General features: G+C 67.5%; 28 protein-coding genes and 1 tRNA gene. 14 read left to right on the forward strand and 15 right to left on the reverse strand.

Features of this window, described 5'->3' with window-relative positions:
• Nucleotides 1–108: 108 nt before the first annotated feature.
• The 6 genes from IRG63_RS01380 to IRG63_RS01405 all read left to right on the forward strand — a co-directional run bounded on the left by IRG63_RS01380 (nt 109) and on the right by IRG63_RS01405 (nt 5,141).
• A complete protein-coding gene (locus IRG63_RS01380) occupies nt 109–600 on the forward strand; it encodes a DUF2975 domain-containing protein (protein WP_193508982.1) in 492 nt (163 codons plus the stop codon).
• A gap of 333 nt (nt 601–933) precedes the next feature.
• The gene (gene xseA, locus IRG63_RS01385) at nt 934–2,214 is read left to right on the forward strand and encodes an exodeoxyribonuclease VII large subunit (protein ID WP_193508983.1); all 1,281 of its coding nucleotides are present in this window, start codon (nt 934–936) and stop codon (nt 2,212–2,214) included.
• 10 nt (nt 2,215–2,224) lie between these two features.
• Entirely contained in the window at nt 2,225–2,449 is a 225-nt protein-coding gene (locus tag IRG63_RS01390; protein WP_193508984.1) for an exodeoxyribonuclease VII small subunit, read from the forward strand.
• Nucleotides 2,446–3,081, forward strand: coding sequence for a DUF4245 domain-containing protein (locus IRG63_RS01395; protein ID WP_193508986.1), 636 nt, complete (start codon nt 2,446–2,448; stop codon nt 3,079–3,081). The genes IRG63_RS01390 and IRG63_RS01395 overlap by 4 nt, the downstream gene beginning before the upstream one ends.
• On the forward strand, nt 3,081–3,725 hold the full coding sequence (locus tag IRG63_RS01400; protein WP_168628082.1) for a carbonic anhydrase: 645 nt from the start codon (nt 3,081–3,083) through the stop codon (nt 3,723–3,725). The genes IRG63_RS01395 and IRG63_RS01400 overlap by 1 nt, the downstream gene beginning before the upstream one ends.
• Nucleotides 3,726–3,734: 9 nt before the next feature.
• On the forward strand, nt 3,735–5,141 hold the full coding sequence (locus IRG63_RS01405) for a class II fumarate hydratase (protein WP_168628083.1): 1,407 nt from the start codon (nt 3,735–3,737) through the stop codon (nt 5,139–5,141).
• A 27-nt stretch (nt 5,142–5,168) separates the two neighbouring features.
• On the opposite strand, the gene IRG63_RS01410 is transcribed toward IRG63_RS01405, so the two are convergent.
• From IRG63_RS01410 to IRG63_RS01425, 4 genes are all read right to left on the reverse strand, one after another.
• Nucleotides 5,169–5,939 carry a hypothetical protein gene (locus IRG63_RS01410; protein ID WP_193508987.1) on the reverse strand — a complete coding sequence of 257 codons (771 nt, stop codon included), beginning with the start codon at nt 5,937–5,939 and terminating at the stop codon, nt 5,169–5,171.
• A gap of 38 nt (nt 5,940–5,977) precedes the next feature.
• Nucleotides 5,978–7,309: a PhoH family protein gene (locus IRG63_RS01415; RefSeq protein WP_227411771.1), complete on the reverse strand. Its 1,332-nt coding sequence runs from the start codon at nt 7,307–7,309 to the stop codon at nt 5,978–5,980.
• 195 nt (nt 7,310–7,504) lie between these two features.
• Complete coding sequence (locus tag IRG63_RS01420) at nt 7,505–8,638, reverse strand: aminotransferase class V-fold PLP-dependent enzyme (RefSeq protein WP_168628085.1); 1,134 nt, start codon at nt 8,636–8,638, stop codon at nt 7,505–7,507.
• A gap of 15 nt (nt 8,639–8,653) precedes the next feature.
• A complete protein-coding gene (locus IRG63_RS01425) occupies nt 8,654–9,439 on the reverse strand; it encodes an isoprenyl transferase (protein WP_168628086.1) in 786 nt (261 codons plus the stop codon).
• Nucleotides 9,440–9,514: 75 nt separating this feature from the next.
• Here IRG63_RS01425 and IRG63_RS01430 point away from each other — a divergent pair, with 75 nt between their 5' ends.
• Nucleotides 9,515–10,249: a hemolysin III family protein gene (locus IRG63_RS01430; RefSeq protein ID WP_193508990.1), complete on the forward strand. Its 735-nt coding sequence runs from the start codon at nt 9,515–9,517 to the stop codon at nt 10,247–10,249.
• Here the strand turns inward: IRG63_RS01430 and IRG63_RS01435 are convergent.
• Nucleotides 10,230–10,526 (reverse strand): hypothetical protein, encoded by a 297-nt coding sequence (locus tag IRG63_RS01435; protein WP_168628088.1) that lies wholly within the window; start codon nt 10,524–10,526, stop codon nt 10,230–10,232. The genes IRG63_RS01430 and IRG63_RS01435 overlap by 20 nt on opposite strands.
• Nucleotides 10,523–11,437: a mycothiol conjugate amidase Mca gene (gene mca / locus IRG63_RS01440; protein WP_193508992.1), complete on the reverse strand. Its 915-nt coding sequence runs from the start codon at nt 11,435–11,437 to the stop codon at nt 10,523–10,525. The genes IRG63_RS01435 and mca overlap by 4 nt, the downstream gene beginning before the upstream one ends.
• An 89-nt stretch (nt 11,438–11,526) precedes the next feature.
• Here mca and IRG63_RS01445 point away from each other — a divergent pair, with 89 nt between their 5' ends.
• On the forward strand, nt 11,527–11,925 hold the full coding sequence (locus IRG63_RS01445; RefSeq protein ID WP_193508993.1) for a DUF4307 domain-containing protein: 399 nt from the start codon (nt 11,527–11,529) through the stop codon (nt 11,923–11,925).
• Between the two features lie 80 nt (nt 11,926–12,005).
• The gene (gene greA / locus IRG63_RS01450; RefSeq protein WP_168628090.1) at nt 12,006–12,491 is read left to right on the forward strand and encodes a transcription elongation factor GreA; all 486 of its coding nucleotides are present in this window, start codon (nt 12,006–12,008) and stop codon (nt 12,489–12,491) included.
• Nucleotides 12,492–12,507: 16 nt separating this feature from the next.
• Here the strand turns inward: greA and ilvA are convergent, their stop codons facing one another.
• Nucleotides 12,508–13,740, reverse strand: coding sequence for a threonine ammonia-lyase (ilvA, locus tag IRG63_RS01455; RefSeq protein WP_193508994.1), 1,233 nt, complete (start codon nt 13,738–13,740; stop codon nt 12,508–12,510).
• Complete coding sequence (locus IRG63_RS01460; RefSeq protein WP_168628092.1) at nt 13,737–14,882, reverse strand: AI-2E family transporter; 1,146 nt, start codon at nt 14,880–14,882, stop codon at nt 13,737–13,739. The genes ilvA and IRG63_RS01460 overlap by 4 nt, the downstream gene beginning before the upstream one ends.
• Before the next feature lie 125 nt (nt 14,883–15,007).
• Between IRG63_RS01460 and IRG63_RS01465 the strand changes: the two genes are divergently transcribed.
• Together IRG63_RS01465 and IRG63_RS01470 are read left to right on the forward strand one after the other, a co-directional pair.
• The gene (locus tag IRG63_RS01465) at nt 15,008–16,222 is read left to right on the forward strand and encodes a DNA glycosylase AlkZ-like family protein (protein WP_193508996.1); all 1,215 of its coding nucleotides are present in this window, start codon (nt 15,008–15,010) and stop codon (nt 16,220–16,222) included.
• A 7-nt stretch (nt 16,223–16,229) separates the two neighbouring features.
• Nucleotides 16,230–16,490, forward strand: coding sequence for a thioredoxin family protein (locus tag IRG63_RS01470; protein ID WP_168628094.1), 261 nt, complete (start codon nt 16,230–16,232; stop codon nt 16,488–16,490).
• Here IRG63_RS01470 and IRG63_RS01475 read toward each other — a convergent pair.
• Nucleotides 16,487–17,380: a M48 family metallopeptidase gene (locus IRG63_RS01475; RefSeq protein ID WP_193508997.1), complete on the reverse strand. Its 894-nt coding sequence runs from the start codon at nt 17,378–17,380 to the stop codon at nt 16,487–16,489. The two genes, IRG63_RS01470 and IRG63_RS01475, sit on opposite strands and share 4 nt — an antisense overlap.
• A gap of 110 nt (nt 17,381–17,490) precedes the next feature.
• The gene (locus IRG63_RS01480) at nt 17,491–18,057 is read right to left on the reverse strand and encodes a LemA family protein (protein WP_168628096.1); all 567 of its coding nucleotides are present in this window, start codon (nt 18,055–18,057) and stop codon (nt 17,491–17,493) included.
• 146 nt (nt 18,058–18,203) lie between these two features.
• Between IRG63_RS01480 and IRG63_RS01485 the strand changes: the two genes are divergently transcribed.
• Together IRG63_RS01485 and IRG63_RS01490 are read left to right on the forward strand one after the other, a co-directional pair.
• On the forward strand, nt 18,204–18,947 hold the full coding sequence (locus IRG63_RS01485; protein ID WP_168628097.1) for an ABC transporter ATP-binding protein: 744 nt from the start codon (nt 18,204–18,206) through the stop codon (nt 18,945–18,947).
• The gene (locus tag IRG63_RS01490) at nt 18,944–19,678 is read left to right on the forward strand and encodes an ABC transporter permease (protein WP_193508998.1); all 735 of its coding nucleotides are present in this window, start codon (nt 18,944–18,946) and stop codon (nt 19,676–19,678) included. The genes IRG63_RS01485 and IRG63_RS01490 overlap by 4 nt, the downstream gene beginning before the upstream one ends.
• Before the next feature lie 4 nt (nt 19,679–19,682).
• On the opposite strand, the gene IRG63_RS01495 is transcribed toward IRG63_RS01490, so the two are convergent.
• The 3 genes from IRG63_RS01495 to IRG63_RS01505 are packed head-to-tail and all read right to left on the reverse strand — an operon-like array spanning nt 19,683 to nt 23,646.
• Nucleotides 19,683–21,086, reverse strand: a complete 1,404-nt coding sequence (locus IRG63_RS01495; protein WP_193508999.1) for a GH1 family beta-glucosidase — start codon at nt 21,084–21,086, stop codon at nt 19,683–19,685.
• Nucleotides 21,083–22,402, reverse strand: coding sequence for a D-arabinono-1,4-lactone oxidase (locus IRG63_RS01500; protein WP_193509000.1), 1,320 nt, complete (start codon nt 22,400–22,402; stop codon nt 21,083–21,085). Before IRG63_RS01500 ends, IRG63_RS01495 begins: the two co-directional genes overlap by 4 nt.
• Nucleotides 22,399–23,646, reverse strand: coding sequence for an alanine racemase (locus IRG63_RS01505; RefSeq protein ID WP_168628100.1), 1,248 nt, complete (start codon nt 23,644–23,646; stop codon nt 22,399–22,401). The genes IRG63_RS01500 and IRG63_RS01505 overlap by 4 nt, the downstream gene beginning before the upstream one ends.
• A 158-nt stretch (nt 23,647–23,804) precedes the next feature.
• Between IRG63_RS01505 and IRG63_RS01510 the strand changes: the two genes are divergently transcribed.
• Nucleotides 23,805–25,841, forward strand: coding sequence for a hypothetical protein (locus IRG63_RS01510; protein WP_193509001.1), 2,037 nt, complete (start codon nt 23,805–23,807; stop codon nt 25,839–25,841).
• On the opposite strand, the gene IRG63_RS01515 is transcribed toward IRG63_RS01510, so the two are convergent.
• Both IRG63_RS01515 and IRG63_RS01520 read right to left on the reverse strand, forming a co-directional pair.
• Entirely contained in the window at nt 25,838–26,530 is a 693-nt protein-coding gene (locus IRG63_RS01515; protein WP_168628102.1) for a DedA family protein, read from the reverse strand. The genes IRG63_RS01510 and IRG63_RS01515 overlap by 4 nt on opposite strands.
• Before the next feature lie 327 nt (nt 26,531–26,857).
• Nucleotides 26,858–26,931 (reverse strand) — tRNA-Leu (locus IRG63_RS01520).
• Nucleotides 26,932–26,970 lie beyond the last annotated feature (39 nt).

Raw genomic sequence — 26,970 nt, forward strand, 5'->3', positions numbered from 1 at the left:
GGGCGGATGTCCGGAGCGGGCGCGTTTGGGCGGAAGGTTGCGGTCGCGGTGGACCCGACCCCTGCAAACCTCTTGATATCCGGTGGCACCCGGATGGATAGTCACTGTATGCATCGGTACCTTGTCGCGGCGATCAGGGTGGTGATCGCCACGCTCATCCTCGCCGGATACATCTGCCAGGTATCGATCATCCCGCTGGCCCTCGGCGTCGCTCAGTACTTCCCCGAGCTGGCCTACCTCGCGTTGCCGTACGCGGTGCTGGTGATTGCCTGGATTGCCTGCGCGCAACTGGGATTGGTCGCCACGTGGGCTCTGCTGCCGATGTTCCGCACCCACGAAATCCTCGCCAAGCGAGCGCTCAGATGGGTGAACGTCATAGTCGGCTCGGCAATCGTCGGTACCGTGCTGGCCGTCGGCACGAGCATCCACCTGTTCGGCATAGTGGGCCAAGGCAATCCGCCTTCGGTTCTGGGGCTTGGAACAGCTACGGTTCTGGGTGTCGTCGTGCTGATAGTGATGTTTACAGTGCGTGCTCGGTTGAGAATCGCCGCCGACTCCGCCACGCGCGGCCAACGATCCGCGGTGCCATTCGGCCCATGAGTTGACAATGTCCGGAGCGGGCGCGAACGGCGGAAGTGCGTACGCCCGGAACTGAGTGGCAGCCATCCGCGCGCCGGCTTGTTGACCGCGCGCCAATTCAAAAGGGTGCGCGGTCAACAATCGGCGGCGCAGTCGGCCCATTTTCGGTGGTCGAGCCTGTCGAGACCTCCGAACCCATGTTGTGCAGGACATCCGGTCGCTAAGCGCCCGGATTCCCGACAACTCGCCACCGGGCGGCACTATCTCCTGCACATCAGGGGATGCCCTGCATAACAGGGGCACGGGCTGGGGACGGTGACCGGATGCGTCGGTGGGATCCCCTAGCCTGAATTCATGACCGATGCGACCCAGGCCGGCCAGCCCGCCTCCCAGGTGCACGGTCCGGCGACGGTCGACGCCCCCTGGCCCGTTGCCCTGCTGTCAAGCAAGATCAAGGGCTGGATCGACCGCCTCGGCACCGTCTGGGTCGAGGGCGAGCTCACCCAGTGGGGCGTGTCCGGCGGCAACGTCTACGGCAAGCTCAAGGACCTCACCGCCGACGCGACCATCAGCTTCACGATCTGGTCCTCGGTGAAGGCGAAGATCCCCGCCGACCTCGCACAGGGCGACCGCGTGATCGCCCTGGTCAAGCCGAATTACTGGGTCAAGGGCGGCACCCTGACCATGCAGGTCTTCGACATGCGCCACGTCGGACTCGGCGACCTGCTCGAGCGGCTCGAGCGGCTCCGGCAGACGCTCAAGGCGGAGGGGCTGTTCGACGCCGACCGCAAGAAGCCCCTCCCGTTCCTGCCCGGCGTGATCGGCCTCATCACCGGCAAGGACTCCGACGCCGAGAAGGACGTCCTGCGCAACGCGCAGCTGCGCTGGCCGTCGGTTGCCTTCCGCGTCGTACACACCGCGGTCCAGGGCGACCGCGCCGCCGCCGAGGTGACGAGCGCCATCCGCAGGCTGGACGCTGACCCCGATGTCGACGTCATCATCGTCGCGCGAGGTGGCGGCGACTTCCAGAACCTGCTCGTCTTCAGCGACGAGAAGCTCGTGCGCACCGCAGCCGCAGCGAACACCCCCATCGTGAGCGCGATCGGCCACGAGGCCGACCGCCCGCTGCTCGACGACGTCGCTGATCTGCGGGCATCCACGCCGACAGATGCGGCCAAGCGAGTCGTGCCGGATGTCGCCGAAGAGCTCAACCGCGTGCAGCAAGCGCGCGCACGCGTACTCATGCGCGTCACCAACACCGTCAACCACGAGATCGACCGCCTCTCCCAATTGCGCTCGCGCCCGGTGCTGGCCTCGACCAGTTGGCTCATCGACACCCGCGCGGACGAGATCACCCGCTGGGTGGCACGCGGAGCGGAACTGACCGACCGCCTGCTCGAACGCTCCTGGCTGCAGGTCGCCGAACTGGTGTCGGGCTTGCGCGCCCTCTCCCCCCAGCGCACCCTGGACCGCGGCTATGCGATCGCGCAACTGCCCGACGGTTCCGTGCTCAAGGCGGCAACCGACGCCCCCACCGGCACAGCACTCCTCCTCACCCTCGCCGACGGCAAGCTGGACACAACTGTCGACGGTGTGCATCCGGGCATTGACGCCGGTGACGGCGACGCTCGGTAGTCTTGATCTCGTGGCGGACACAGCAAACGACGACATCGCGAACCTCAGCTATGAGCAGGCGCGCGACGAGCTGGTGCGAGTCGTCGCCCAGCTCGAGCAGGGCTCGTCGACACTCGAGGAGTCGCTCGCCCTCTGGGAGCGCGGCGAGGCGCTCGCGCGCCGCTGCGAGGAATGGCTCATCGGAGCCAAGGCCCGACTCGACGCCGCACGTGCAGCGGCGGAACCAGGCACATGAGCCGACCGAAGCAACCCCGGATCGTCGCTGAGCTCGGACGCCCGGAGACGCCGGAGGAGGCCGCGGCGCGCAAGGCCGAGTCCTCCCGCGCGCATCGAGAGAGCAAGACCCTGTACGGCCTCATCGGCGCACTGCTCGCCTCGCTCGCGATCGTCATCCTGATCGTGCTGGTCGTGGTTCGTCCCGACCCGGAACCCCGCGAGCCCATCGACTACCAGAACCTCGCCGCCGAGGCAGAGGCGAGCCTCGGCGCCGACCTCGCCGCCCCTGACCTGCCCGAGGGGTGGACAGCGAACTCCGCCCGCGTCGAGACCGGTGCCGACGACATCGCCAGCTGGTACATCGGCTTCATCACACCGGACAACCAATTCATCGCGGTGCGCCAAGGCGTCGACGCCAATGCGACCTGGCTGGCGAACGCAGTGCAAGAAAATCGCGCAACCGGCGAACGCAGCGTGGCCGGCACCGTCTGGGACGTGTACGACCGCCGCAGCGTCGACCCCACGGGTAACTTCGCGTACTCGATGACCACGACCGAGGGCGACAGCTTCGCTCTGCACGGAACCGCCGACGATGAGGAGTTCGACGTGCTCGCAACCGCAATCGCAGAGCAGCTGGGCTGGAACGACTGATGCCCGATACGTCGCCAGCGAGGGCCTGGCACGAGCTCAAGCAGGGAAACCAGCGCTTCATCAGTGGCAAACCGCGCCATCCGCGGCAGAATGTCGAACGCCGTGGAGAGCTCGTCGGGCGGCAGGAACCGTACGCCGCGTTCTTCGGCTGCAGCGACTCCCGGCTGGCTGCCGAGATCATCTTCGACCTCGGCCTCGGCGACATCTTCGTCGTGCGCAACGCCGGGCAGATCATCTCCGACTCTGTGCTCGGCTCGCTCGAGTACGCGGTCGAGGTGCTCGGAGTGCGCCTCATCGTCGTGCTCGGTCATGACGAATGCGGCGCTGTCCGGGCGGCCATCGACTGCCTGGAACCGGATGCGCGCGACCTGCCCCCGCACATCCGGAACCTGATCGAGCCGATTCTGCCCGCTGTCAACCGGGTGAAGAGCAACGGTGACGGCCGCCCGGATGCCACCGAGGTGGGCCGCGAGCACCTCCGCGACACGGTGGCCGACCTCGTGCGAGGCTCCGAGCTTCTGAGCGATGCAATCGCCGCGGGTACGCTGGCTATCGTGGGCGCGAACTACCGCCTACTCGAAGGCATGGCAGTTCCGGATGTCGTCATCGGCGACATCGGCGAGCCGGCAGCCGATCATCGCTAGCAGCAAAGGATGTTGAAGTCCGTGAGTGACACAGAGTTCCGGATCGAGCATGACACGATGGGTGAGGTGCGCGTCCCGAAGAGCGCCCTCTACGCCGCGCAGACGCAACGCGCTGTCGAGAACTTCCCCATCTCGGGCAAGGGTCTCGAGCCCGCGCAGGTGATCGCGCTCGCGCGGGTGAAGCGGGCGGCCGCGATTGTCAACGGGCAGCTGGGCATCATCGACTCGTCCATCGCTGACGCCATCGTCGCGGCAGCCGACCGCATCATCGCGGGCGAGCACCTTGACCAGTTCCCGATCGACGTCTACCAGACCGGCAGCGGCACCTCCTCCAACATGAACATGAACGAGGTGCTCGCCAACCTCGCATCCGCCTCGCTCGGCAGCACGGTGCACCCGAACGATCACGTGAACGCCTCCCAGTCCTCAAACGACGTGTTCCCCACGTCGGTGCACGTCGCCGTCACCGGCGCGCTGCTCGGGGACCTCATCCCGGCGCTGGAGCACCTTGCCGGCGCGCTCGACGAGAAGGCCGCGCTGTGGGCCGACGCGGTGAAGGCCGGCCGCACCCACCTGATGGACGCCACCCCGGTCACCCTCGGCCAGGAGTTCGCGGGCTACGCACGCCAGATTCGCCTCGGCATCGAGCGGGTCCAGTCCACCATCGGCCGGGTCGCGGAGGTGCCGCTCGGCGGCACCGCGGTCGGCACCGGCATCAACACCCCGAAGGGCTTCCCGCAGAAGGTCATCGCGGTGCTCGCCGACGACAGCGGCCTGCCGATCACCGAGGCACTCGACCACTTCGAGGCGCAGGGCGCCCGCGATGGGCTGGTCGAGGCATCCGGTGCACTCCGCGTTCTCGCCGTCTCGCTCACCAAGATCAACAACGACCTGCGCTGGATGGGCTCGGGCCCGAACACCGGTCTCGCTGAGCTGCACATCCCCGACCTGCAGCCCGGCTCGTCGATCATGCCCGGCAAGGTCAACCCGGTCATTCCGGAGGCTGTGCTCATGGTGTGTGCACGCGTGATCGGGAACGACGCGACGGTTGCCTGGGCGGGCGCGAGCGGCTCCTTCGAGCTGAACGTCGCGATCCCGGTCATGGGAACCGCGCTGCTCGAGTCGATCCGGCTGCTCGCGAACTCGTCGGTGGTGCTCGCCGACAAGACCATCGCCGGCCTCGAGGCGAACCTCGAACGGTCCCGCGCCCTCGCCGAGTCGAGCCCGTCGATCGTCACCCCGCTCAACCGCGTGATCGGCTACGAGGCCGCCGCGAAGGTCGCCAAGAACGCCGTCGCCAAGGGCATCACGGTGCGCGAGTCGGTCATCGAACTCGGCTTCGTGGAGCGCGGCGAGATCAGCATCGAACAGCTCGACTCGCTGCTCGACGTGCTCAGCATGACCCACCCCAACTAGGTCGGTTGTCTTCGCGCGAGGCGCCCGTCAGTCGGTGACGACGGGCGCCTTGCGCAGCACCTCACCGTCGATCGCGGTGACAAGGCGACCGTCCAGTTCGTCCGAGAGTTGGATGGGCAGCAGCAGCGGCACCCGATCGCGGGGGTTCGGCTCGCACGCGCCGATGCCATCCGCATTCGGGGTGCCGTCCGGGTTGTCCGGCCGGCCGTAGTAGACGGCTACCTCGACGGACTCGGCATTCTCGACCACCACCGCCTGACGCGGGATGCAGTTCGGGTCGCCCTCGACGAGCACCACCAGGTTCGCGAAGTCGAGGGCTGCGTAGCCCGGCGACGGTTGGCGACCGATGATGCCGCCGGCGGTGTCGCCTTCCGGGAGCTCGAGCGTTGCGAGCGAATAGAGGTACGGCGGTTGCCGCCGTTCGCCGTCGACGCTCTGGTACGCGATCGGCGCGACGTAGACGAGGTCGTTCGAGGCGGCGCCGACCGAGGTGACGACCCGGTTGACGACCAGCGGCTCCTCGCCCCACATGCGTTGCATGGCGGATGGCGGCGGCTCCTCCACCGGCAGCGCGGCCTGATACGACTGCCACGCGACGAATCCGCTGACCGCGAGCACGACAACGCCGACACCGGCGATCGCGCGGTAGACGGCGAACGCTGCCCCGCTCGGCTCGTTGACGTGCGGGTCGCGATAGCTCCAGGCGACCAGCACCCGCCACTGACCGCGCGGCCAGAACAGCCCCCAGAGGAACAGCACCGCGAGGCTGACGAGCAGGACGAGTGGCAGGGCGATCACCACTCGACTTTATTAGCTCCGCGCACCACCCGGCTGACTCAGGCCAATTCGTTCGATTCGAGCAGCTGCGTCACGAGTGAGGCGATCTCCGAGCGCTCCGAGCGGGTGAGCGTGATGTGCCCGAACAGCGAATGGCCCTTGAGTGTCTCGATGACGGATGCGACACCGTCGTGCCTGCCGACGCGCAGGTTGTCCCGCTGTGCAACGTCGTGTGTGAGCACCACCCGCGAGTTCTGCCCGACACGGCTGAGCACCGTCAGCAGCACGTTGCGCTCAAGCGACTGGGCCTCGTCGACGATCACGAACGCGTCGTGCAGCGAGCGTCCCCGGATGTGCGTGAGCGGCAGCACCTCGAGCAGCCCGCGGTGAAGCACCTCGTCGAGCACGTTCTGGGACACCACAGAGCCCAGGGTGTCGAAAACCGCCTGGGCCCACGGGTTCATCTTCTCGGCGGCGTCGCCCGGCAGGTAGCCGAGCTCCTGCCCGCCAACCGCGTAGAGCGGGCGGAACACCATGATCTTCCGGTGCTGCTGCCGTTCGAGCACCGCCTCGAGGCCGGCACACAAGGCGAGAGCCGACTTTCCGGTCCCCGCGCGCCCGCCGAGCGAGACGATGCCCAGCTCCGGGTCGAGCAGCAGGTCGATGGCGAGCCGCTGCTCGGCGGACCGACCGTGCAGCCCGAACACATCCCGGTCACCGCGCACCAGCCGGACCGTGCCCTTGCCTCTGACGCGCGCGAGCGCCGAGCCGCGGTCGGAGTGGATGACGAGCCCGGTGTTGACCGGCAGGTCGGCGACCTGCGGCAGCTCGAGAGTCTCGTTGTCGTACAACTCGGAGACCTGTGCGGAGCCGAGATCGATCTCGGCGATCCCGGAGAACCCGGAGTCCACCGCCAACTCGGCCCGGTACTCCTCGGCAGCGAGACCGACCGACGCGGCCTTGACCCGCAGCGGCAGGTCCTTCGAGACCACCGTGACATCGAACCCGTCGTTTGCCAGATTGAGCGCGACCGCCAGGATGCGCGAGTCGTTGTCGCCGAGCTTCAGCCCCGACGGCAGCGCATCCATGCTCGTGTGATTCAGTTCGACCCGCAGTGACCCGCCCTCCCCCACGGTGATCGGGAAGTCGAGTCGTTCGTGGGCAACCCGAAGGTCATCGAGGATGCGGAGTGCCTGGCGCGCGAAGTATCCGATCTCCGGATCGTGTCGCTTGCCCTCGAGTTCCGAGATGACGACGACGGGCAGAACGACCGAATGCTCCGCGAAGCGGAAGATGGCGCGCGGATCGGAGAGCAGCACCGACGTGTCGAGCACATACGTCTTCTCAGCCTGCGGCGTTGTCACCCCCGTCGCCTTGGTCGTGCCGGACAACTTCTTGGGGGTGTTGCTCGAGGCCAATTGCGACTCCGTTCCCGAGCGCTGCACGCTCGGAACTCATCCAACGGCCACTAGCATCGACAAGCGAACTTATGTGGCCGCTTCGACCAGGTGCCCTACCTGATGTCACTGACGCTACGGTGCCGAGCGTTCTGGGCGTCCAGCGACACGCCCGACGAAACCTTCTGTTCAGATCGTGGTCGACGTCGCGAATGCGGCGAGCGCCATCCGGAGCATTCCGAGCGTCTCATCGCTCGTGCTGACGTGGGCACTGAGGCGAACGTGACCGTCGCGGACGGTTGCGCTGAGGCCCTGGTTGAAGAGCGCCGCGGCAAGCGCCGTCAGCTGGTCGGGAGCGGGCTCGAGCACCACGATTCCCGCCCGTTCGCGCCTGTCACGGGGCGACGACACCGGAATGGCGAACTCGTCGGCCACCTCGATCACCCGATCGACCCGCTCAGCGATGCGCTCGTTGACCGTATCGACGCCGACCGCTGCGATCGATTCCAGCGCGGACGCGAACCGCGCTTGGGCTACCGGGCTGCCGCGGGTCACCTGGAACGCGTCGATACCGGATGGCGGTGCCGGGATATCCGGTCCATCCGGGAACTCCTCGCCGACGACGAACCCGGAGAAAACCGGGGTGAGCCGCTCGAGCGCCCGGTCGCTCATCGCCAGAAAGCCGTTGCCCCAGCCGGCGCGCACCCACTTCTGGCCGCCCGACGCGATGACGTCGGCCACTTCGTACGGCGCGTCCACGACGCCGAAACCCTGCACGGCATCCACGATGAGGAGCCGGTCGCCGATGACCTGGCGGATGCCCTCGAGGTCGGCGAGGTAGCCGGTGCGGTAGTCGACCAGGCTCACGGCGACCGCGACAGTCTTCGGGGTGAGTTGCTCCTTCACGATGCCAGCGGTGACCCGGCCGGCGTTCACGTCGTCATCCCATTCGATGAACTGCGGCACCACGACGCCGAGGGCCTCGGATGCGCGGACGGCTGCGAACGTCAGGCTCGGGAACTCGCGGCCGGAGAGCAGCACTCCGCCGGTGAGTCCGAACATCGCATGCATGAGGCCCGTGCTGGTGTTGGGCTGGAAAGTCACCTGCTCGGCGGGGAACCCGGTGAGGGTCGCGACGGCCTCCCGCACGCGAGCGTCCTCATCGAGGAAGCGCTCGATCGAGCCGAAGCGCGCCCGGCGCAGCAGCTCGACGTGCGCCTGCTCCTCCTCGGCGGCGGCGCGTCCCATCGGCCCGACTCGGGCGAAGTCGAGGTAGCCGGGCTCCTCCTCGAACTGATCGGCGTATTCGTCAATTGTGGTCATGGTCGTCTCCTTCGACTACTGGCCGAAGCGGCGGTGCCTGGTTGCGAAATCGCGTAGCGCGCGAAGGAAGTCGACCTCGCGCAGGTCGGGGCCGAGTGCCTCGACGAAGTAGAACTCGCTGTGTGCGCTCTGCCACAGCATGAAGTCGCTGATGCGCTGCTCACCCGACGTGCGGATGACGAGATCCGGATCGGGCTGCCCCCCGGTGTAGAGGTGCTCTCCGATGAGCTCGGGGGTGAGGATCTCCGCGAGCGAGTCGAGGGTGCCGCCCTCCGTCGCCTGCTTGCGCACGATGCTGCGCATGGCATCGGCGATCTCGCGTCGCCCACCGTATGCCACGGCGAGGTTGATGTGCAGCCCGTTCTTGTTCGCGGTGCGCTCCTCGGCGCCCTTCAACGCGGCGACCAGCGCGGGCGGCAACCCTTCGGTGGAGCCGACATGCTGCACCCGCCAGTCCCGGTAGTGCGACAGGTCGTCGGCGAGGTCCGCGATGATCTCGAACAGGTCGTCGAGTTCGTCGCTCGTGCGGCCCTGCAGGTTGTCGGTGGACAGCAGGTAGAGCGTCGCGACCTGGATGCCCAGGTCGTCGCACCAGACGAGGAACTCGCGGAACTTGGCCGCGCCGGCACGGTGACCGTGACCGGCGGTTTCCAGTGCCCGCTGCCTGGCCCAACGACGATTACCGTCCAGGATCATCGCGACGTGTTTCGGCAACTGCTGGCCAGCGAGCCAGCGCCGGATCCGTCGCTGATAGAGCCCATAGAGGAATCCGGGCCCCCACTGCGCTTCCCGCTTTCGCACGTGCCTACGCTAGTGCACCAATTGCCGCTAGTGACTCTCAGCTTGACGTTATCTCTCGCGCAATAGTCTTTGGCAATGACCGCCGATTCACGCCACCAGGGCACCCAGAACGATCCGGGCGAGGACCTGCCCAACGTTCCGCTGCTTGACGACGCTCGTGATCACCCGGTGGAGATCAAGCCGACCTGGCGCGGGTGGATCCACGCGGCAACCTTCCCGCTGACCATCGTGCTCGGCGTCATCCTGATCGGCATGGCCGACGGTACGGCAGCCAGATGGAGCTCGGCGGTGTTCGTGTTCTCCTCGATGCTGCTCTTCGGCGTCTCTGCGCTGTACCACCGCCTGAACTGGGGCGAGCGGGCGAAGCGTATGCTGAAGCGCTTCGATCACGCCAACATCTTCATCCTCATCGCCGGCTCGTATACGCCCATCAGCGTGCTCGCACTGCCGGAAGAGAAGGCGATGCTGCTGCTCAGCCTCGTCTGGACAGGCGCGCTGCTCGGCATCGTGTTCCGTGTGTTCTGGATCGGCGCCCCGCGCTGGCTCTACGTGCTGCTGTACCTGCTGCTCGGCTGGGCTGCGGTGATGTTCATCGCCGATTTCTTCGCCGCCAACTGGGTGATGATGACGCTCATCATCATCGGTGGCATCTGCTATTCAGCCGGCGCGGTCGTCTACGGGATGAAGAAGCCCAACCCGTTCCCGGGTAAGTTCGGCTTCCATGAGATCTTCCACACGCTGACCCTGCTGGCGTTCCTCTGCCACTGGACCGGCATTTTCCTGATGGCGGTCAACCCGCCCGTGGTGTGACGTCGGGGTCGACCGGCTCATCGGGCGCTCCGCCGTCGGGGCCGCCGTCCGGGTGCTCCCCCGTCTCGGCGGCGAGCCGCTCGGCCTCGAGTTTCTCCTTGACCTCGCCCCGATAGCGGGTCCGGCGCATCCGGCGTGTCATGTCCAGGATGAGCAGGACGGTCGCGGCCGCGACAAGGAAGGTGATGGCGAAGCCGATCCAGGTCGGTGTCACATCGTTCGGGTCGAATTCCTCGGATGCGAGGAGGACGAGCCCTAGCTGCTGGATGACGGTCATGGGTGCTCCGAGTTCAGTGGAATGCCGGCAAAGAAGTCGTCTTCGGGGAGGTCGGAGAGCACGAGACTGCGCACCAACTGGAAGTCCTCGTACGGCCAGGCGTCCGCCTGCACGTCGTTGGGCCAGAAGAAGAAGGTGCTGTCCGGCGCCACCTGGCTCGCGTGCGCGCGCAGTGCCTGGTCGCGGCGCTCGAAGTAGTCTCCGCAGTGGATGTGGGTCGTCGCCAGGTCAGGTCGATCTCCGACCCGCTCGAGGTAGCCCTTCAGCTCCTCCACCTTGGGCGATTCCGGGTCGCGTCGCTCGATTTCGGCGAGGATGGCGCGGAAGCGTGAGGCGTTGAAGATGCGGTCGTAGTACAGCTTCGAGACCTGCCACGGTTCGCCGGCATCCGGGTACTGCGCCGGGTCGGCGGCGGCTTCGAGCGCGAAGACGCCCACCTGGTGGGTGCGGATGTGGTCCGGATGCGGGTATCCGCCGTTCTCGTCGTAGGTGACCAGAACCTGCGGCCGGAACTCACGGATGATGCGCACCAGCGGCTCGGCGGAGATCTCGATCGGGATGGACGCGAAACTGTCCGAGCGGATGATGCCGTCCTCGGGCATTCCGGAGTCGGTGTAGCCGAGCCAACGATGATCGAAGCCGACAACGTCCCTGGCGCGCTGCAGTTCGTGCCGGCGCAGGCCAGCCATGTCGCGCTGCGCCATCCGGAAATCGGACGGGTGGGAGTGTTCGAGCCCGGCGTTGAGGATGTCGCCGGCTTCGCCGCCGGTGGCGCTCACCACCAGCACATGCACACCGTCGTCGGTCAGCCGCGAGTACGTGGCCGCGCCCTTGCTGGACTCGTCATCCGGGTGGGCATGGAAGGCAAGCAAGCGACGGTCGGCCGGTCGGCCGGTCTCGCTGGGTGTCACGCCGCTCCTTACAAATACGCCTAGCCTTGAAGGGTCCGGATCCGCACCGGCATCCGGGACAGTTCAACCCTAATCGGCATGGGAGACATGTGACCGACACCACGATCGAGGAGCGCTACGGGCGCACACCGGGGCGCGCTCGACGCGAGCGCCTCATCCTCATCGTCGCCGGGGTCTTCTTCGGCCTGGTCGTCGGCGCGTGGGTCATCTGGGCGGGACTCGACAGCGTCTCCGGCGGGCTGGACACACGCGATCTCGGGCACAAGGTGAACGACGAGTTCAGCGTGGACGTGCAGTACGAGGTGACCGTGCCGCAGGGAACCGAGGTCAGCTGCGCGCTGCAGGCACAGAACGACAAGCACGCGATCGTCGGCTGGGAGATCGTCGAGCTGCCGGCATCCGACTCCTACACACGCCGCTTCACCGAGGAGGTTCGCACGAGCGAGCTGGCTGTCACAGGCTTGATCTACCGTTGCTGGCTAACATAAGATAGTCCGAATCGCTAGAGAGACCGGTCGTGTGGCCGGTCTCATTTCTTTGACAGCGACGAAAGCACGAGGAGAGCACTATGGCTGACGACACTGCCGTCACCTGGCTGACCCAGGAGGCGTACGACCGTCTCACCAACGAACTTGAGTACCTGAGCGGCAAGGGCCGCGACGACATCGCGAAGCGTATCGAGGCAGCGCGCGACGAGGGCGACCTGAAGGAGAACGGCGGCTACCATGCCGCCAAGGAAGAGCAGGGCAAGATCGAGGCCCGCATCCGCCAACTGACGGTGCTCCTGCGCACCGCCAGCGTCGGCACGCCCCCGGATGACGGTGTCGTCGAGCCGGGCATGATCATCACCGCGAAGATCGCCGGCGACGATTCCACGTTCCTGATCGGCAATCGAGAGATCGCCGGAGACTCCGACCTCGACGTCTACAGCGAGCAGAGCCCGCTTGGTGCCGCCATCATCGGCCACAAGCAGGGCGAGACTGTCACCTACACCGCGCCGAACGGCCGGGAGATCACGGTCGAGCTGCTCACGGTGAAGACCTACTCCTTCTGAACCGCATCGAGTCGAGTCAGAAGTCGACGCGCGGGTCGTAACCGGCCGACCGCAGCTTGTCCAACACCTGCTGGACATGCTCGGGGCCGCGGGTCTCGAGGCTGACCTCGAGTTCGACGTCGTTCAGCAGCGCGCCCTTGCCGTGCCGGGTGTGCATGACCTCGACGACGTTGGCGCTGACATCCGAGATCAACTCCGCGACGCGCGCGAGCTGGCCTGGTCGATCCGGCAGCATGATGCGCAGCTTGAGGTAGCGATCGGATGCGGCGAGACCCTGTGAGATGACGCGCTCCATCACGAGCGGGTCGATGTTGCCGCCGGACAGCAGCGCCACGGTTGTGCCGAGGTTCTTCACCGCCCCGGTGAGGATGGCCGCGACGGCGACAGCGCCGGCCGGCTCCACCACGAGCTTGGCGCGCTCGATCAGCACGAGCAACGCCCGGGCGGTGTCATCGTCGCTGACGGTGACGACCTCGTCGACCAGGGAACGCACGAGCTCGAAGTTCAGCTTGCCGGGCTTGCTGACCGCGATGCCGTCGGCGATGGTCGGCGCGATCGGCACCTCGAGCGGCTTACCCTCCGCCAGCGATGGCGGATAGGCCGCGGCGTTCTGCGCCTGCACGCCGATCACGCGGATCGCCCGCCCCTGAGCCCGGGCCCGCTCCTTCATCGCGACCGCGATGCCGGAGATCACCCCGCCACCGCCGATCGGGACGATCACCGAGTCGAGGTTCGGCACCTGGTCGAGCATCTCGAGGCCGAGAGTGCCCTGCCCGACGATGACGTCCTCATGGTCGAAGGGGTGGATCAGCACCGCACCGGTGCTCTGGGCGAATTCGGCGGCGGCGCGCAACGGCTCGTCGACGGTGTGCCCGCGAAGGATGACCTCCGCCCCGTACCCGCGCGTCGCCTGAAGCTTCGGCAGGGCAACGCCGACCGGCATGAAGATCGTCGCGCGGATGCCCAGCTCGCGAGCGGCGAACGCGACGCCCTGCGCGTGGTTCCCGGCGGATGCTGCCACCACGCCTCGCGCGCGTTCCTCTTCCGTCAGCCGGGACAGCCGATAGTAGGCGCCGCGGATCTTGTACGAACCGGTGCGCTGCAGGTTCTCGCACTTGAGGTACACGGGCGAACCGAGCACCTCGGCCAGGTAGTGGGAACTCTCCATCGGCGTGACCTGCGCCACGCTCGACACGATTTCGCGCGCCTCCTCGATCCGGATGAGAGAAGGCGCGTTGTCAGTGATCACCGTGGGATGTCCTCGAGTTGTGGGTTATTGTCTGTTCGCCATCGGCCGCTCGCGACGTACAGGATCATCGCGTTGGCGGTCGCCACGATCGGCACTGCGAACAGCGCGCCGGGGATGCCCGCGACGTAGCTGCCGGCGGCGACCGCCAGGACCACTCCGAGCGGATGCACCTTCACCGCGTTGCCCATGATCAGCGGCTGCAGCACATGGCTTTCGAGTTGCTGCACGGCTATCACGATCGCGAGCATGATGAGCGCGATCACGATGTCCTTGTAGACCAGCGCGATGAACACCGCGAGCGCACCCGTGACGACCGCACCGACGATCGGGATGAAGGAGCCGAGGAACACCGCGATCGCGATGGGCACCGCGAGTGGCAGGCCAAGGAAGAATGCCCCGAGCCCGATGCCGATGGCGTCGATCGCGGCGACGAAGATCTGCACCCGCGCGAAGTTGCTCAGGGTGACCCACCCGACCGCACCTGCCCCGTCGACCGCCAGGCGCGCCCGGCGCGGGAACAGCCGGACGACCCAGTGCCAGATGTTGCGGCCGTCGATCAGGATCAGCAGCGACGCGAACAGGGTGATCAGGAGACCGGCAACCAGGTGTCCAGCGGTGGAACCGACCGAGAGCACGCCGCTGACCCAGACGCTCGCATCGCGCTGGATCGTATCGACGAAGCCCTCCCCGAACTCCGAGAGTTGCTCCTCGGTGATGTGCAACGGCGACTCGAGCAGGACGTCCTTGAGCCGCTCCCATGCGACGAGGGACTGCGCCTGAAGGTCCGGCCAGCCGGCTCGGATCTGGGTGACGATGAGGAAAATGAGCGCGGTGATGACGCCGACGGCGGTAAGCGCGGCCGTCATCACCGCAAGCCACTTCGGCCATCCCTGCCGTTGCAGCCACCCGGCGAACGGCACGAGCAGCGAGGAGACCAGCACCGCGATCATCAGCGGCACGACGATCACACGCAGCTGGATCACGAGGAAGACCAGCAGCGCGGCCACTCCCGCCATGAGCAGAATGCGCCATGACCATGCTCCCGCGATCTGCACGCCGACAGGGACGGCGTCTTCCACGATCCGGCGCCGTGACAGCGGCACCTGCGGCCGTGCCGGACGGGATCGTTTGCCGAAAATCACCGTCTCAGTCTAAATGGGACGATTCCGCCTCCGACGCTATATTCCGGTACCGGAATGCAAACCGGCCTTGTGCGCCGCCAGACTCTGTTGTGGCAGCGTCGGAGGCTCCGACTAGGGTCATTTCTGTGGTGGACTCCCTCTCGCTCGCGCAAGCGCGCCGTGTCGCGCTGGCTGCGCAGGGCTTCGGAAGGCAGCCGTCAGGCGGCGCCGGAACCCGGCAGCTGGCAGCCGGCATCCGGAAGCTCGGGCTGTTGCAACTCGATTCGGTGAACGTGTTCGAGCGCAGCCACTACCTGCCGCTCTATGCTCGGCTCGGCCCGTACGACCGGGCAGCCCTCGACCGGCTCACCTTCGCCCGAGGGGCATCGCACACCGAGTACTGGGCGCACCAGGCCGCCATCATCCCGGTCGACACCAGACCGCTGTGGCGGTGGCGGATGGACCGGATGCGCGAGCGCGAGGGTGTGCAGTGGATCGCGGGGCACACCGGATTGCGGGACTGGCTGCTCGCGGAGCTGCGCGACAACGGGCCGATGCGCGCGAGCGACATCGAACACGACTCGAACAAGCGCAGCGGTCCATGGTGGGGTTGGTCCGACGTGAAGCAACTGCTGGAACTGATGTTCCTCTACGGCGATGTCGTCACGGCCGGGCGTACCAGATTCGAGCGCACCTACGCGCTGCCGGAGCAGGTGCTGTCCTGCGACGTGCTGGAGAGGACCGTGCCGCGCGACGAGGCGCAGCGGATGCTCGTCGAACACGCGACCCGCGCCCACGGCATCGCGACCACCCGCGACGTCGCGGACTACTACCGCATGCGGAACGACGAGACTCTGGCGGCGCTGCGTGCGCTCGAGGACGACGGCGTCATCAGCCAGGTCCGCGTCGACGGCTGGAAGGCACCGGCGTGGCTGCACCGTGACGCGCGCATCCCCCGTCGCATCGAGGCGACCGCGATGCTCTCACCGTTCGACCCCGTGGTGTGGGAGCGCGCACGCACCGAGCGGCTGTTCGGCTTCCACTACCGGATCGAGATCTACACACCGGCGCCGAAACGCATCTTCGGCTACTACAGCCTGCCGATCCTCATCGACGAGGAGATCGTCGGACGGATCGACCTGAAGAGCGACCGGCAGGCGGGCGTGCTGCGGGTGCAGTCGGCGTGGCACGAGCCGGATGCCGACCCGGGCGCCGTGGCCGACCGCCTCGCTCCCCTGCTTACGACGACCGCCGAGTGGCAGGGACTGGAGCGCGTCGAGTTCGCCGGCGCCGGGAACCTCTCATCCGCGCTTGCGCAGCTCTTCCCTGCCTCGGAATCCTCGAAGCTCGCTGCGCGTTAATGCCATCATGCGAGTCCAGCTCTTCACGTCGTCATTCTGCGGTGCCTGCACCGCGACCCGCGAGGTGCTGACGCAGGCGGGAACGTGGGTGCCGTCCGCCGAGATCCAGGAATTGAACGTCGCGCAGGCCCCCAAGGACGCCGAGGCGGCCGACATCCGGAGCACGCCGACCGTGATCATCAGCACCGACGACGGCGCTGAGGTGTTCCGCTCCGAGGGCGTGCCGACGCTTCCGCAGGCCCTCGCTGCGATGGCCCGCGCGCTCTAGAACTTCGTCGCGTTGTCGAGCAGTCGACGGATGCGGTCCTGCACCGGAGGGTGAGTCGAGAACATCCGGTCGATGACGCCGGGCTTGATCGGGTCGTTGAACCACATATGCGCCATGGTCGAGTTCTGCCGCTTCATCGGACGACCGGCCTGGCTGATCTTGTGCAGCGCGCTGGCCAGGGCCTCCGGGTGCCTGGTGGTGAGGGCACCGGTGGCGTCGGCGAGGTACTCGCGCTGACGTGAGACGCCGGCCTGGACGAGCCCAGCGACCAGCGGCGCGATGATCATCGCGGCGAGACCAACGATGAGCAGGATCGGGTTTCCACCGCTGTTGTTGTTGCGGTTGCCGCCCGAGAACCAGGTCATCCGCAGCAGGATGTCGCTGATGAAGCCGATGGCCACCACGAGCCCGAACACGATCATGGTGACCCGGATGTCGTAGTTCTTGACGTGGCCCATCTCATGGGCCATCACGCCCTCGAGCTCGGAATCGCTCAGCAGTTCGAGCAGGCCGGTGGTCGCCGCGACCGAAGCGTGCTCCGGGTCACGTCCGGTGGCGAACGCGTTCGGCGCCGGATCGTTGACGATGTACACCTTCGGCATCGGCATGCCATTGGTGATCGCGAGGTTCTCCACCGTGCGATACAGCCGCGGGTCGTCCTGCTTCTGGATCTGCCGCCCGCCGGCGATCGCAAGCGCCTGGCTGCTCGCCGCGAAGTACTGGATCACGACATAGATGAGCGCGCCGATGATCGTGCCGATGAGGATCGACCAATTGCCCGTGCCGGCCCACATGTAGTTGGCAATCAACCCGAGCCCGCCGATGATGAGCAGGAACACCAGAATGATCAGCACAGTGTTGCGCTTGTTGCGCGCTATAGCGCTGTACATGTCACCCTGTCTGTCGTGTGTGTAGTGGAGAGGATCTCGATGCGCGCCTGGCGGCGCTTACTCGATCTTGAACTTACGGTTGAGGCTTCTACGAAGCGTCAACCTTCAGTTCAAAACTGCACGCGTGGCGGCTCGGCGATCGCTGCCGGCTCCGAGACCTCGAAGAACTCGCGCTCGTGGAAGCCGAGACCACGCACGAACAGGGTGTTCGGGAAGACCTTGATCTTGGTGTTCAGCTCGCGCACACCACCGTTGTAGAAACGGCGGCTGGCCTGGATCTTGTCCTCGGTGTCGACCAGCTCGCCCTGCAGCTGCAGGTAGTTCTGGCTGGCCTGCAGCTGCGGGTACGCCTCGGCGACCGCGAAGATGCTCTTCAGCGCCTGCTGCATGTGGTTCTCCGCGGCGGATGCCTCTCCCGGCGTCTGTGCCGTGAGGGTCTCGGCGCGCGCCTTCGTGACGTTCTCGAAGACGGACTTCTCGTGCGCTGCGTAGCCCTTGACTGTTTCGATCAGGTTCGGGATGAGGTCGGCACGCCGTTTCAGCTGAACGGTGATGTCACTCCACGCCTCGTCAACGCGGACGTTCAGCTTCACCAGGCCGTTGTAGGTGGCCCACAGGTAGATGCCGACGATCACGGCGAGGGCAACGACGATGCCGACGACGATGAGTATTTCCATGGTCTTGAAGTCTCCTCTTGGCTGCGGGTGCCGCAGCGAACACCCCTCGTGGGCTACTCAACTATATCGAGCGCGGGCTGTGCGGCCGCCGAATCCCGCCTGCGTCAGGCCAACACTGGGGGAACATCCGGGGTTACTGTTCTGGCATGGAGCACTCGGCACTGGCGCTGAGAATCGACGGGCTCACAGTCCGCCGAGGCAGGAACGTCGCGGTTCGCGATCTCGACCTCTCGTTGGCCCGGGGCGAGCTAGTCGGGCTGCTTGGACCAAGCGGGAGCGGGAAGACCACTCTCATGCGCTCGATCGTCGGTGTGCAACGCCTCGAGTCGGGCACCGTCACCGTGCTCGGGCAGAGCGCCGGATCGCCGCCGCTTCGCCATCGCGTCGGCTACGTCACCCAGGATGTCAGCGTCTACTCGGACCTGACCGTGCGGGAGAACCTGAGCTACTTCGCCACGGTCCTCGGCGTCGGCGGCGCCGAGATCGACCGCGTCGTGGCCGCCACCGACCTCGGCGGGCAGCTGAAGCAGCTCGCCGGCTCCCTGTCCGGTGGGCAGGTCAGCCGGGTATCCCTCGCCGCGGCACTGCTCGGCACGCCGGAACTGCTCGTGCTCGACGAACCGACGGTCGGCCTGGATCCGGTCCTGCGATCGGAGCTGTGGGGACTGTTCCGTGAGCTCGCGCGCGGTGGCGTCACGCTGCTCGTGTCCAGCCATGTGATGGACGAGGCGACCCGCTGCGACCGCCTGCTGCTCATGCGGGACGGCGAGATCCTGGCCGACACCACACCGCGACAACTGCTCGCGGACACCGGCACCAGCGATGCCGAGGAGGCCTTCCTTGTGCTGATCGAACGACACCCGGGCGAGCGGACCGAGGAGCGGTCATGAGCATCCGCCGTACCTTCTCGACGACCGGGCGGGTGCTGCGCCAGATCTCCCACGACCCACGAACGGTCGCGCTGCTGCTCGTGGTGCCGAGTTTGCTCATCGGCCTGGTCGCGTGGCTGTTCTCCGATACCGACGTTTTCGAGCAGGTGGGGCCGGCCATGTTGGCGCTCTTCCCGTTCATCATCATGTTCCTGGTCACGAGCATCGCCACCCTGCGCGAGCGGCGCAGCGGCACCCTGGAGCGACTGCTGTCGATGCCGCTCGCCAAGCTCGAGTTCATCCTCGGCTACACCTTCGCGTTCGGACTGCTGGCCATCCTGCAGGCCTCGATCGCTGTCGCATTCGCGGTGTGGGTGTGCGGCCTCGAGATCGACGGGCCGCTGTGGCTGCTGCTCTGTGTCGCACTCGCGGATGCCGTGCTCGGCACGACACTGGGCCTGTTCGCGAGTGCGTTCGCGCGCACCGAGTTCCAGGTCGTGCAGTTCATGCCATTGATCGTGTTCCCGCAGGTGCTGCTCGGCGGCATCTTCCTGCCCCGCGAGGACATGCCGGATGTGCTGTACGCAATCTCCGACTGGCTGCCGCTGTCGCACGCGATCGACGCACTCAACGCCGTAGCGGGCGACACCGAAGATGCCGCCTACGTCGGCGGCAAGCTGCTCATCATCGGCGCGTTCGCGCTGGGCGCGGTGATTCTCGGCGCGATCACCCTGCGTCGCCGCACCGCGTGAGCTCTCAGCGCGCCGCGAGTACGCGCTGCAACCACTGGAATGACGACTTCGGGGTGCGGTCGAGTGTGTCGAAGTCCACATGGACGAGGCCGAACCGCTGCGAGTAGCCGGCAGCCCACTCCCAGTTGTCGAGCAGCGTCCACACGTAATAGCCGCGCAGGTCAATGCCCGGCACCGGTTCGATCGCCTCGGCGAGGTGGTCGGCGAGGTACCGGATGCGTTGGCCGTCCCTGACGGCGCCGTCGTCATCCGGTTCGTCGGGGAAGCTCGCGCCGCCCTCGGTGATGTACACCGGCGGCAGCACCTCTCCATACCGCTCGGACAGCTGCTTCAGGGTCACGGTCAGGTAGTCCGGCGCGATCGGCCAGCCGAACCCGGTCTCGTCGTACTCCGGCCAGGGCGCGAGCGAGAACGGGATGTTCTTGACGTCGGGGGTTGTGCCATCCGGAGTGTCCTCATCGGCTGGAGCACCGGAACGCACCCGGATCGGCATGTAGTAGTTCACGCCGTAGAAGTCCAGCGGCTGATGGATGGTTTTCAGGTCGAACGAGTCGACCTCGGTGAGCGCGCGGAACAGCTTGCCCGCGCCGAACGGGGGCTTCGGGTAGTGCCCGAGCAGCACCGGGTCGGCGAAGATGCGGTTGTGGAGCAGGTCGAGCAGCTTCGCGAAGTACCGGGCCCTGATCCCCCGTGCCGGGACGACGGGCGCGTGCACGTTGCTGATGCCGACCCCGCCGGCGACACCGGTCGCGCGGAGCGCCTGGACGGCGAAGCCGTGGCCGAGCAGCTGGTGGTGCGCGGCCGGCAGCGCGTCGAACAGGAGTGTCGAGCCGGGCGCGTGGAGGCCGAGCGCGTAGCCGTTCAAGGTCACGGTCGTCGGTTCGTTGATGGTCACCCACGAATCGATCCGGTCACCGAACGCTTCACCGGCGAGCAGCGCGTAGTCGCCGAGCCGATACGCGGTGTCGCGGTTCATCCACCCGCCGCGTTGTTGCAGCAGCAGGGGCGTATCCCAGTGGTAGAGCGTCGCCATCGGCCGGATGCCTGCGTCGAGCAGCGCGTCGATCAGCCGGTCGTAGAACGCAATGCCGTCCTTGTTGCCGGCGCCGATGCCATCCGGCTGGATTCGCGGCCAGCCCAGGGAGAAGCGGTACGAGTCGATGCCCAGCTGCTTCATCAGTTCGATGTCGTCCCGGTAGCGCTCGTAGTGGCCGGTCGCGACCTCGGCGGTGCTGCCGTCCTCGATGCGGCCGGCCTGGGTCATGAACGAGTCCCACGTCGACGGCCCGCGACCTCCGTGCCGCACTGCACCCTCGACCTGGAAGGCCGCGGTCGACACCCCGATCGTGAAGCCGGGCGGGATCCGGGCGCCCAGCGCTTCCGGATCGTGTGCGTAATCTCCAGTCATCGGCCGAGAACTGTGTCCAGGTACTCGTTTGCGAATAGCCGCTCCGGGTCGAGTCGATCCCGAAGCTGAACGAACTCACCGAACCGCGGATAGACCATGGATAGAGATTCTGCATCCTGAAAGTGAATCTTTCCCCAATGCGGGCGGCCCTCGAACTCGCGGAACAGCGCGTCGGCCGCGCGGAAGTATTCGGTCGGCTCTTCGCGGAAGTACCGGTGCACGGCGATGTACCCGGATGCGCGGCCGGTTGCCGTCGACAGCCAGAGGTCGTCGTGTGCCGCCGCGCGCACCTCGACTGGGAACGAGATGCGCCAGCCGCGGGAGTCGATGAGCGACCGAAGCGCGCGCAGGGCATCCGGGACCTGCTCCAACGGGATGCTGTACTCGAGCTCACGGAACCTGACACTGCGCTGCGTGGTGAAGACCGAGGTCGACACGTCGGTGAACTCGCGGTTCCCGGTGAGCCGGGTGGCGAGCCGGTTGATGCCCGGCACCAGCCGCGGCGCGACGGCGCCGACAACGCAGGTCAGGCCGAACACGCGGTTGGACATCACCCGGTCGTCGAACCAGCGCCGGACCGGTCCCAGTGGGGCGCGGGGCGAGTCGGCCGGCAGGCGGGTGTTGTTCTTCGTCAGCACGGTTCGGGTGTGCGGGAACCACAGGAACTCGAAGTGGTCGACGGATGCCGCGCGGTGCTCGAATGCATCGACGACGGCGTCGAACGGTTCCGGCCGTTCGATCGCGCCCAGCACGAACGCGGGAACGCACTCGATGGTCACCTCGGTGATGACGCCCAGGGCCCCAAGCCCGAGCGCGACCGCCGGCAGCAAGTCAGCGTTCTCGCTCGCGCTGACACGCAGCACAGTGCCGTCGCCGGTGACGAGCACGAGCCCGCGCACCTGGGTCGAGATTCCACCGAAGCGGGCGCCGGTACCGTGCGTGCCGGTGGAGATCGCGCCGGCGATGGTCTGCCGGTCGATGTCGCCGAGGTTCTGCATCGCCAGCCCGAGGGGCGCCAGCAGGTCGGGCAGCTGCCACAGGCGGGTGCCCGCGCCGAGTGTGACGAGGTTGCCGTCCACCGCGAGGACCCCGGCGAGCCCGTCCGGCTCGATCAGGATGTCGGTGGCCACCGCGATGCCCGTGAAGCTGTGCCCGGCGCCCACCGCCTTGACGCGTCGCCGCTGCTCGGCCGCGCGGCGCACGATCGCCACGACCTGATCGGTGGTCGTCGGCGACACCCGCTCGGCCGGGTGCACCAGGGCCGATCGGCCCCAGTTGCTCCACGCGGGCGCCGTCCCGGCGCGCGGCGTGCTCACAGGAACGCCTTCCCCTCGCCTCGGTAGGTCGGGATGCTCTCCACCAACCGATCACCGTCGATCACGTGGAGGGTGTTGACGTGCTCGCTGAGCTCGCCGGCCTTGGTGTGGCGCAGCCAGACCCGGTCGCCGATGCGCAAGCTTGTCGCGTCACGGCCCGTGACCGGTGTCTGCACCTCCCCTGCCTGCTCGCGCGGAAGCATCCGCAACTCCCGCGGCCAGGCAACGCGTGGCAGCCGGTCGGCCCCGGGCGGTCCGGATGCGATCCAGCCGCCGCCGTGCAGAGTCGCGATGCGCGATCGTGGCTTGCGGACCACCGACAGCGCGAGGGCTGCGGCCGGCGCCGGTCGGAATGAGCGGTACCCGTCGAACAGGTGCGGGCCGAACAGCCCGCTTCCGGCCGCGATCTCGGTGACCGCCTGCTCGGCGCTGGTTGTCTCGAGTGAGCCGGTGCCGCCCCCGTTGACGAACTCGAGGTCCGCGACGTGGCGGACGGCGGCGACCGCCGCAGCCCGGCGTTCCGCCAGCTCTGCAGCGGATCGGCGCTTCATCCAGCGCAGCATGGCCGCCCGCGCCGGCTTGCCGGCCGGGGCATCGGCGACGCCTGCGAGCTGTCCCTCATAGGCCATCATCCCGACGAGCCGGAATCCGGGCCGCCTCGCGATAGCCTCGGCCAGCGCTCTGGCCTGTTCGGGGCTGTGGACTGGTGATCGCCAGGTGCCGACATGGCCGAGCAGGCGCGAGTCCCAGGACGCGTCCAATTCCAGGCACAGCCGCATTGCCTGCCGCCGGGCGGGAGATACCACCGCGTCGATGAGGTCAAGTTGGTCCAGCGAATCGACCATGAGCGTCACCGTGGACGCCAACCGCGGGTCGTTCGCGAGTGCACCGATGGCCCACCGATCGGCGCTCGGGTAGCCGACCACGACATCCGGCGTCGACCCGGCGGCGAGCGCCTCTGTGGCGAGCCACAGCCCCTCGGCGAGCGTGTAGGCCAGCACACCGCGATAGCCGGGCACGCGCAGCACCGCGTCCATGACACCGCGCGCCCGCACCGACTTCGACGCCACCCGGATTCTCGTCCCGTTCGCGCGACCGAGCATGTCGAACGCGTTGTGGCTCAGCGCGGGCAACGAGAGAACCGCGAACGGCGGATCGAGGTGCGCCGTCGCGGACTCGAGTGCCGCCCAGTAGGCGGCCGGGTCGTCACGCCACGCAGCCGTCGCTGGTCGAGTGAGCTCCATCGCTTCACCGCCTAAGTTTCGAGTGCCTGTCGACTCAACACTATTCATGGTGTGACGCGGGTGACCGGCAACCGACCGAGGGAGTCTCAGGGGTGTTGGGTACCCTTGAGACGACACCACCCGACCACAGCCCTTGGACCAGTGTGCACACCACAGCGATGCAGCGAGTAACCTCGCGCTGCGGCACCACGATCGTGGCCGCCTTCATCGCTGTCGGCGCTGTCCTGACGTTGACCGGTGCCACCGGGTTCGAGGTGCGCGATGAAGAGCGGGGCGAGGAGGCGGCCGCCGCTCAGGCAGCGCGAATCACCAGCCCAGCCGATGGAGCGTTCATCGGCACCGACTCGGTGACCATCAGCGGCACCAAGGAGGTCGGTGCAGGCATCCGCTTCGAGGATGGCCCCGTCGGCTGCGCGATCGCAGCGAACGCGGAGCTGACCTGGAGCTGCACCGCGACCGGCTTGCCGAACGGCGCCGGATACGTGCTGCAGGCCGTTCACATCGCCGCGGACGGCGAGGAGACGGCACTGGATCCGGTGACGATCCATGTTCTCGCGCCGCCCAGCATCGCCGCCAATGGGCCGATCCTGACCACCGGGATCATCTCCGGCGCCGCGCATCCGGGGTCGACGATCGTGCTTCGAGTCAGCGGGTCGGATCAGGTGTGCCCGGGCGTCGCGCGCGGTGACGGATTCTGGTCCTGCTCGATTCCCACTTCCGGCCAGCACATGGTGTCCGCCTCGCAGTCCCATCCCACGATCGGCGGCGGGCAGCGATCGAATCAGTCGGGCACCGTTCAGGTGATGGTGGACAAGGAGCTGCCGGATGCGCCGATCATCACTTCTCCCCGCTCCCAGTCGCGGCTCGAGCGACTGCCCGCGACGGTGACGGGAATCGGCGAGGCGGGTGCGCGGGTCGACGTCTACCTCGACGGCCTGATCGTCTGCCGGGCCACCGTGGAGGGGACGCGCTGGTCCTGCCAGTTTGCCAACGTGCCGAACGGCTCGCACACGCTGCAGGCGCTGCAGCGCGACATGGCCGGTAACTTCAGTTCGCCGAGCACCCCGATCACCGTGTGGATCGGTCCGCGAGAAACGGCACCCAAGCCGGGCGATCCGCCCACCGTCGCGCCCGAGCCGGAGCCCGAGGAGCAACCCGAGGCGACACCCACTCCAGCGCCGACGCCGGGCGAGCCGACGCTGCCCGACTGGCCGCCGTCGGGTGCTGCGCCGCCAACCCTCGAGGAGGCGCTCACCAACTGGGGCACGCCCACGGGGTTCGGCACCCGGTTGATGACGCCCGCTGGCACACTCGCGGGCGGCAACTGGCTGCTCGCCCTCGGCATCGCCGGCGGCTTCATCGCGCTCATCGCCGTGCCGATGCGACTCTTCGCGACCACAGTGCGCCCGCACCTGCGCGGCCTTCGGCTGACCGGCCGGAACCGGGGCGCCCTGCCCGCTGATACCGCCGCGACCGGGATCCGCCCGTGGCTTGCGGGGATCGTCCCGCTTGCGGTGACAGCGGCGCTTGTGGTGTTCTCCGGCGGGCTTTCCGGGGAGGTGCGCTACCTTCGGCTGGCCTTCTCCGTCGCAGTCGGCCTGACCATCCTCAACGTGGTCGGGGTTGCGGTGGCCAGCGCTCTGGCGTCCCGCGCGGTTCGGATCAGCGGCAGGCTGGTGTTCGTGCCGGCATTGCTGATCGGCGCCGGCGTGACGGCGATCATCTCCCGCTGGTTCGAGTTGAACCCGCCGTTCATCGTCGGCGTCATCATTTCTGCGGTCTACGCGGTCGCGTTGCCGGTCGTGAAGCGCGCGATCGTCTCGCTCGCCCTGCTGATGTCGCTCGCGCTGCTGGCCACGCTCGCGTGGGTGCTGCACTCCGCGATCGGACCGGTCGAGGGCTTCTGGGGCTCGATCCCGAGCGAAGTGCTGGCGACGATCACCATCGCCGGTTTCGGCTCCGTCATCATGCTGCTGTTGCCGGTCGGCGCTCTGCCCGGGCGGGTCCTGCTCGAATGGTCGAAGCTCGGCTGGCTCGTCGCGGCTCTGGCGTTGACGACACTCGGCGCCGCGGTGCTGGTGGGCGAGGCGCTGCATCCGGTCAACGCGATCGTACTGTCGTCGGTCGCCGTCGTCTTCGCCGCGTTCGCTGTCGCCGCGTGGGGCTGGACCCGGTTCGTGCGCCCCGCCGACTAGCCGCGGTCGGCGCGGCTGCCGACCGGTTCCGGGGTGCGCTTCTTCTCGGCGCGAATGGACCGGATGCGCACAACCAGGAACAGGCTGATCGCGATGACCACGGCGCCGATCACCGCGTACTGCAGCACGTCGGCGTAGCCCTCGACGAGGTGCCAGTTCTCCCCCAGCAGGAAGCCCGCGAGCACGAAAATGGTGTTCCAGATCAGGCTGCCCGCCGTGGTGAGTGCGATGAACAGCGGCAGGTTCATGCGTTTCACGCCGGCCGGGATGGAGATCAGGCTGCGGAAGATCGGGATCATCCGGCCGAAGAACACGGTCTTCGCCCCGTGCCGGTCGAACCAGGCCTCGGCCTTGTCGACATCCTCCACGCGGATGAGCGGGATGCGTTCGGCGAGCCAGCGCATCCGGGAGCGCCCCAGCATCGCGCCGATCGCATAGAGGGCGAGCGCGCCGACGATGGAGCCGAGGGTCGTCCAGACGATGACCTCGAGGAGGCCGAGGCTGCCCTGGCTCGCAGTGAAGCCGGCGAGGGGCAGGATGACCTCGCTCGGCAGGGGCGGAAACAGGTTCTCGGCTGCGATGGCGATGCCGGCGCCGAGACCGCCGAGGGTCTCCATGAGGTTGACAGCCCAGCCGGCGATGCCGGTGAGGGCGTTTTCGGGCGCGGTGGAAGTAGGAAGAAGAATCATGGGATACGCGAAAGCGTACCGGCGGTGCCTGAGTGCGAGGTTGGCGGCTGCCGCTACGCGTGGACGGAGCACGAGACCGCCGCCCGTAGACGCCCACCGCACCCGCGGCCTCGCACTCCGTCCCCGTTTCGCTCGCGTTCGCGTCGCGCGGATGCATTATGCAGGCGCGGGTGCTGCAACACCCGCGCGTGAACAGAAGTCCCGCGCGCGGGTAGTTTATCCACGCGCGGGTCCAATTCGACCCGCGGATGGAAGTTCGACCCGCGTGACGGGGATCTCGACAGGCTCGATCACCGAGCGGGGGCCGACCGCCGAGGGCCGCCGGGGTGCCCCCACAGGGATTCGAACCCTGACTTGGACGATTTTAAGTCGTCTGCCTCTGCCAGTTGGGCTATGGGGGCGCACGAATGCAACCCCGAGCCTACCGAGTCAACTGCGGG

Source organism: Cryobacterium sp. BB736 (genome assembly GCF_014980265.1).
In the GTDB taxonomy this organism is placed as follows: domain Bacteria; phylum Actinomycetota; class Actinomycetes; order Actinomycetales; family Microbacteriaceae; genus Terrimesophilobacter.

Bases quoted from the DNA above. Each gene is read 5' to 3' on its own strand.
- IRG63_RS01380 (WP_193508982.1), top strand. From the start codon at position 109: ATGCATCGGTACCTTGTCGCGGCGATCAGGGTGGTGATCGCCACGCTC.
- xseA (WP_193508983.1), top strand. From the start codon at position 934: ATGACCGATGCGACCCAGGCCGGCCAGCCCGCCTCCCAGGTGCACGGT.
- IRG63_RS01395 (WP_193508986.1), top strand. From the start codon at position 2,446: ATGAGCCGACCGAAGCAACCCCGGATCGTCGCTGAGCTCGGACGCCCG.
- IRG63_RS01400 (WP_168628082.1), top strand. From the start codon at position 3,081: ATGCCCGATACGTCGCCAGCGAGGGCCTGGCACGAGCTCAAGCAGGGA.
- IRG63_RS01405 (WP_168628083.1), top strand. From the start codon at position 3,735: ATGTTGAAGTCCGTGAGTGACACAGAGTTCCGGATCGAGCATGACACG.
- IRG63_RS01420 (WP_168628085.1), bottom strand. From the start codon at position 8,638: ATGACCACAATTGACGAATACGCCGATCAGTTCGAGGAGGAGCCCGGC.
- IRG63_RS01430 (WP_193508990.1), top strand. From the start codon at position 9,515: ATGACCGCCGATTCACGCCACCAGGGCACCCAGAACGATCCGGGCGAG.
- IRG63_RS01435 (WP_168628088.1), bottom strand. From the start codon at position 10,526: ATGACCGTCATCCAGCAGCTAGGGCTCGTCCTCCTCGCATCCGAGGAA.
- greA (WP_168628090.1), top strand. From the start codon at position 12,006: ATGGCTGACGACACTGCCGTCACCTGGCTGACCCAGGAGGCGTACGAC.
- IRG63_RS01470 (WP_168628094.1), top strand. From the start codon at position 16,230: ATGCGAGTCCAGCTCTTCACGTCGTCATTCTGCGGTGCCTGCACCGCG.
- IRG63_RS01475 (WP_193508997.1), bottom strand. From the start codon at position 17,380: ATGTACAGCGCTATAGCGCGCAACAAGCGCAACACTGTGCTGATCATT.
- IRG63_RS01480 (WP_168628096.1), bottom strand. From the start codon at position 18,057: ATGGAAATACTCATCGTCGTCGGCATCGTCGTTGCCCTCGCCGTGATC.
- IRG63_RS01485 (WP_168628097.1), top strand. From the start codon at position 18,204: ATGGAGCACTCGGCACTGGCGCTGAGAATCGACGGGCTCACAGTCCGC.
- IRG63_RS01490 (WP_193508998.1), top strand. From the start codon at position 18,944: ATGAGCATCCGCCGTACCTTCTCGACGACCGGGCGGGTGCTGCGCCAG.
- IRG63_RS01495 (WP_193508999.1), bottom strand. From the start codon at position 21,086: ATGACTGGAGATTACGCACACGATCCGGAAGCGCTGGGCGCCCGGATC.
- IRG63_RS01505 (WP_168628100.1), bottom strand. From the start codon at position 23,646: ATGGAGCTCACTCGACCAGCGACGGCTGCGTGGCGTGACGACCCGGCC.
- IRG63_RS01510 (WP_193509001.1), top strand. From the start codon at position 23,805: ATGCAGCGAGTAACCTCGCGCTGCGGCACCACGATCGTGGCCGCCTTC.
- IRG63_RS01515 (WP_168628102.1), bottom strand. From the start codon at position 26,530: ATGATTCTTCTTCCTACTTCCACCGCGCCCGAAAACGCCCTCACCGGC.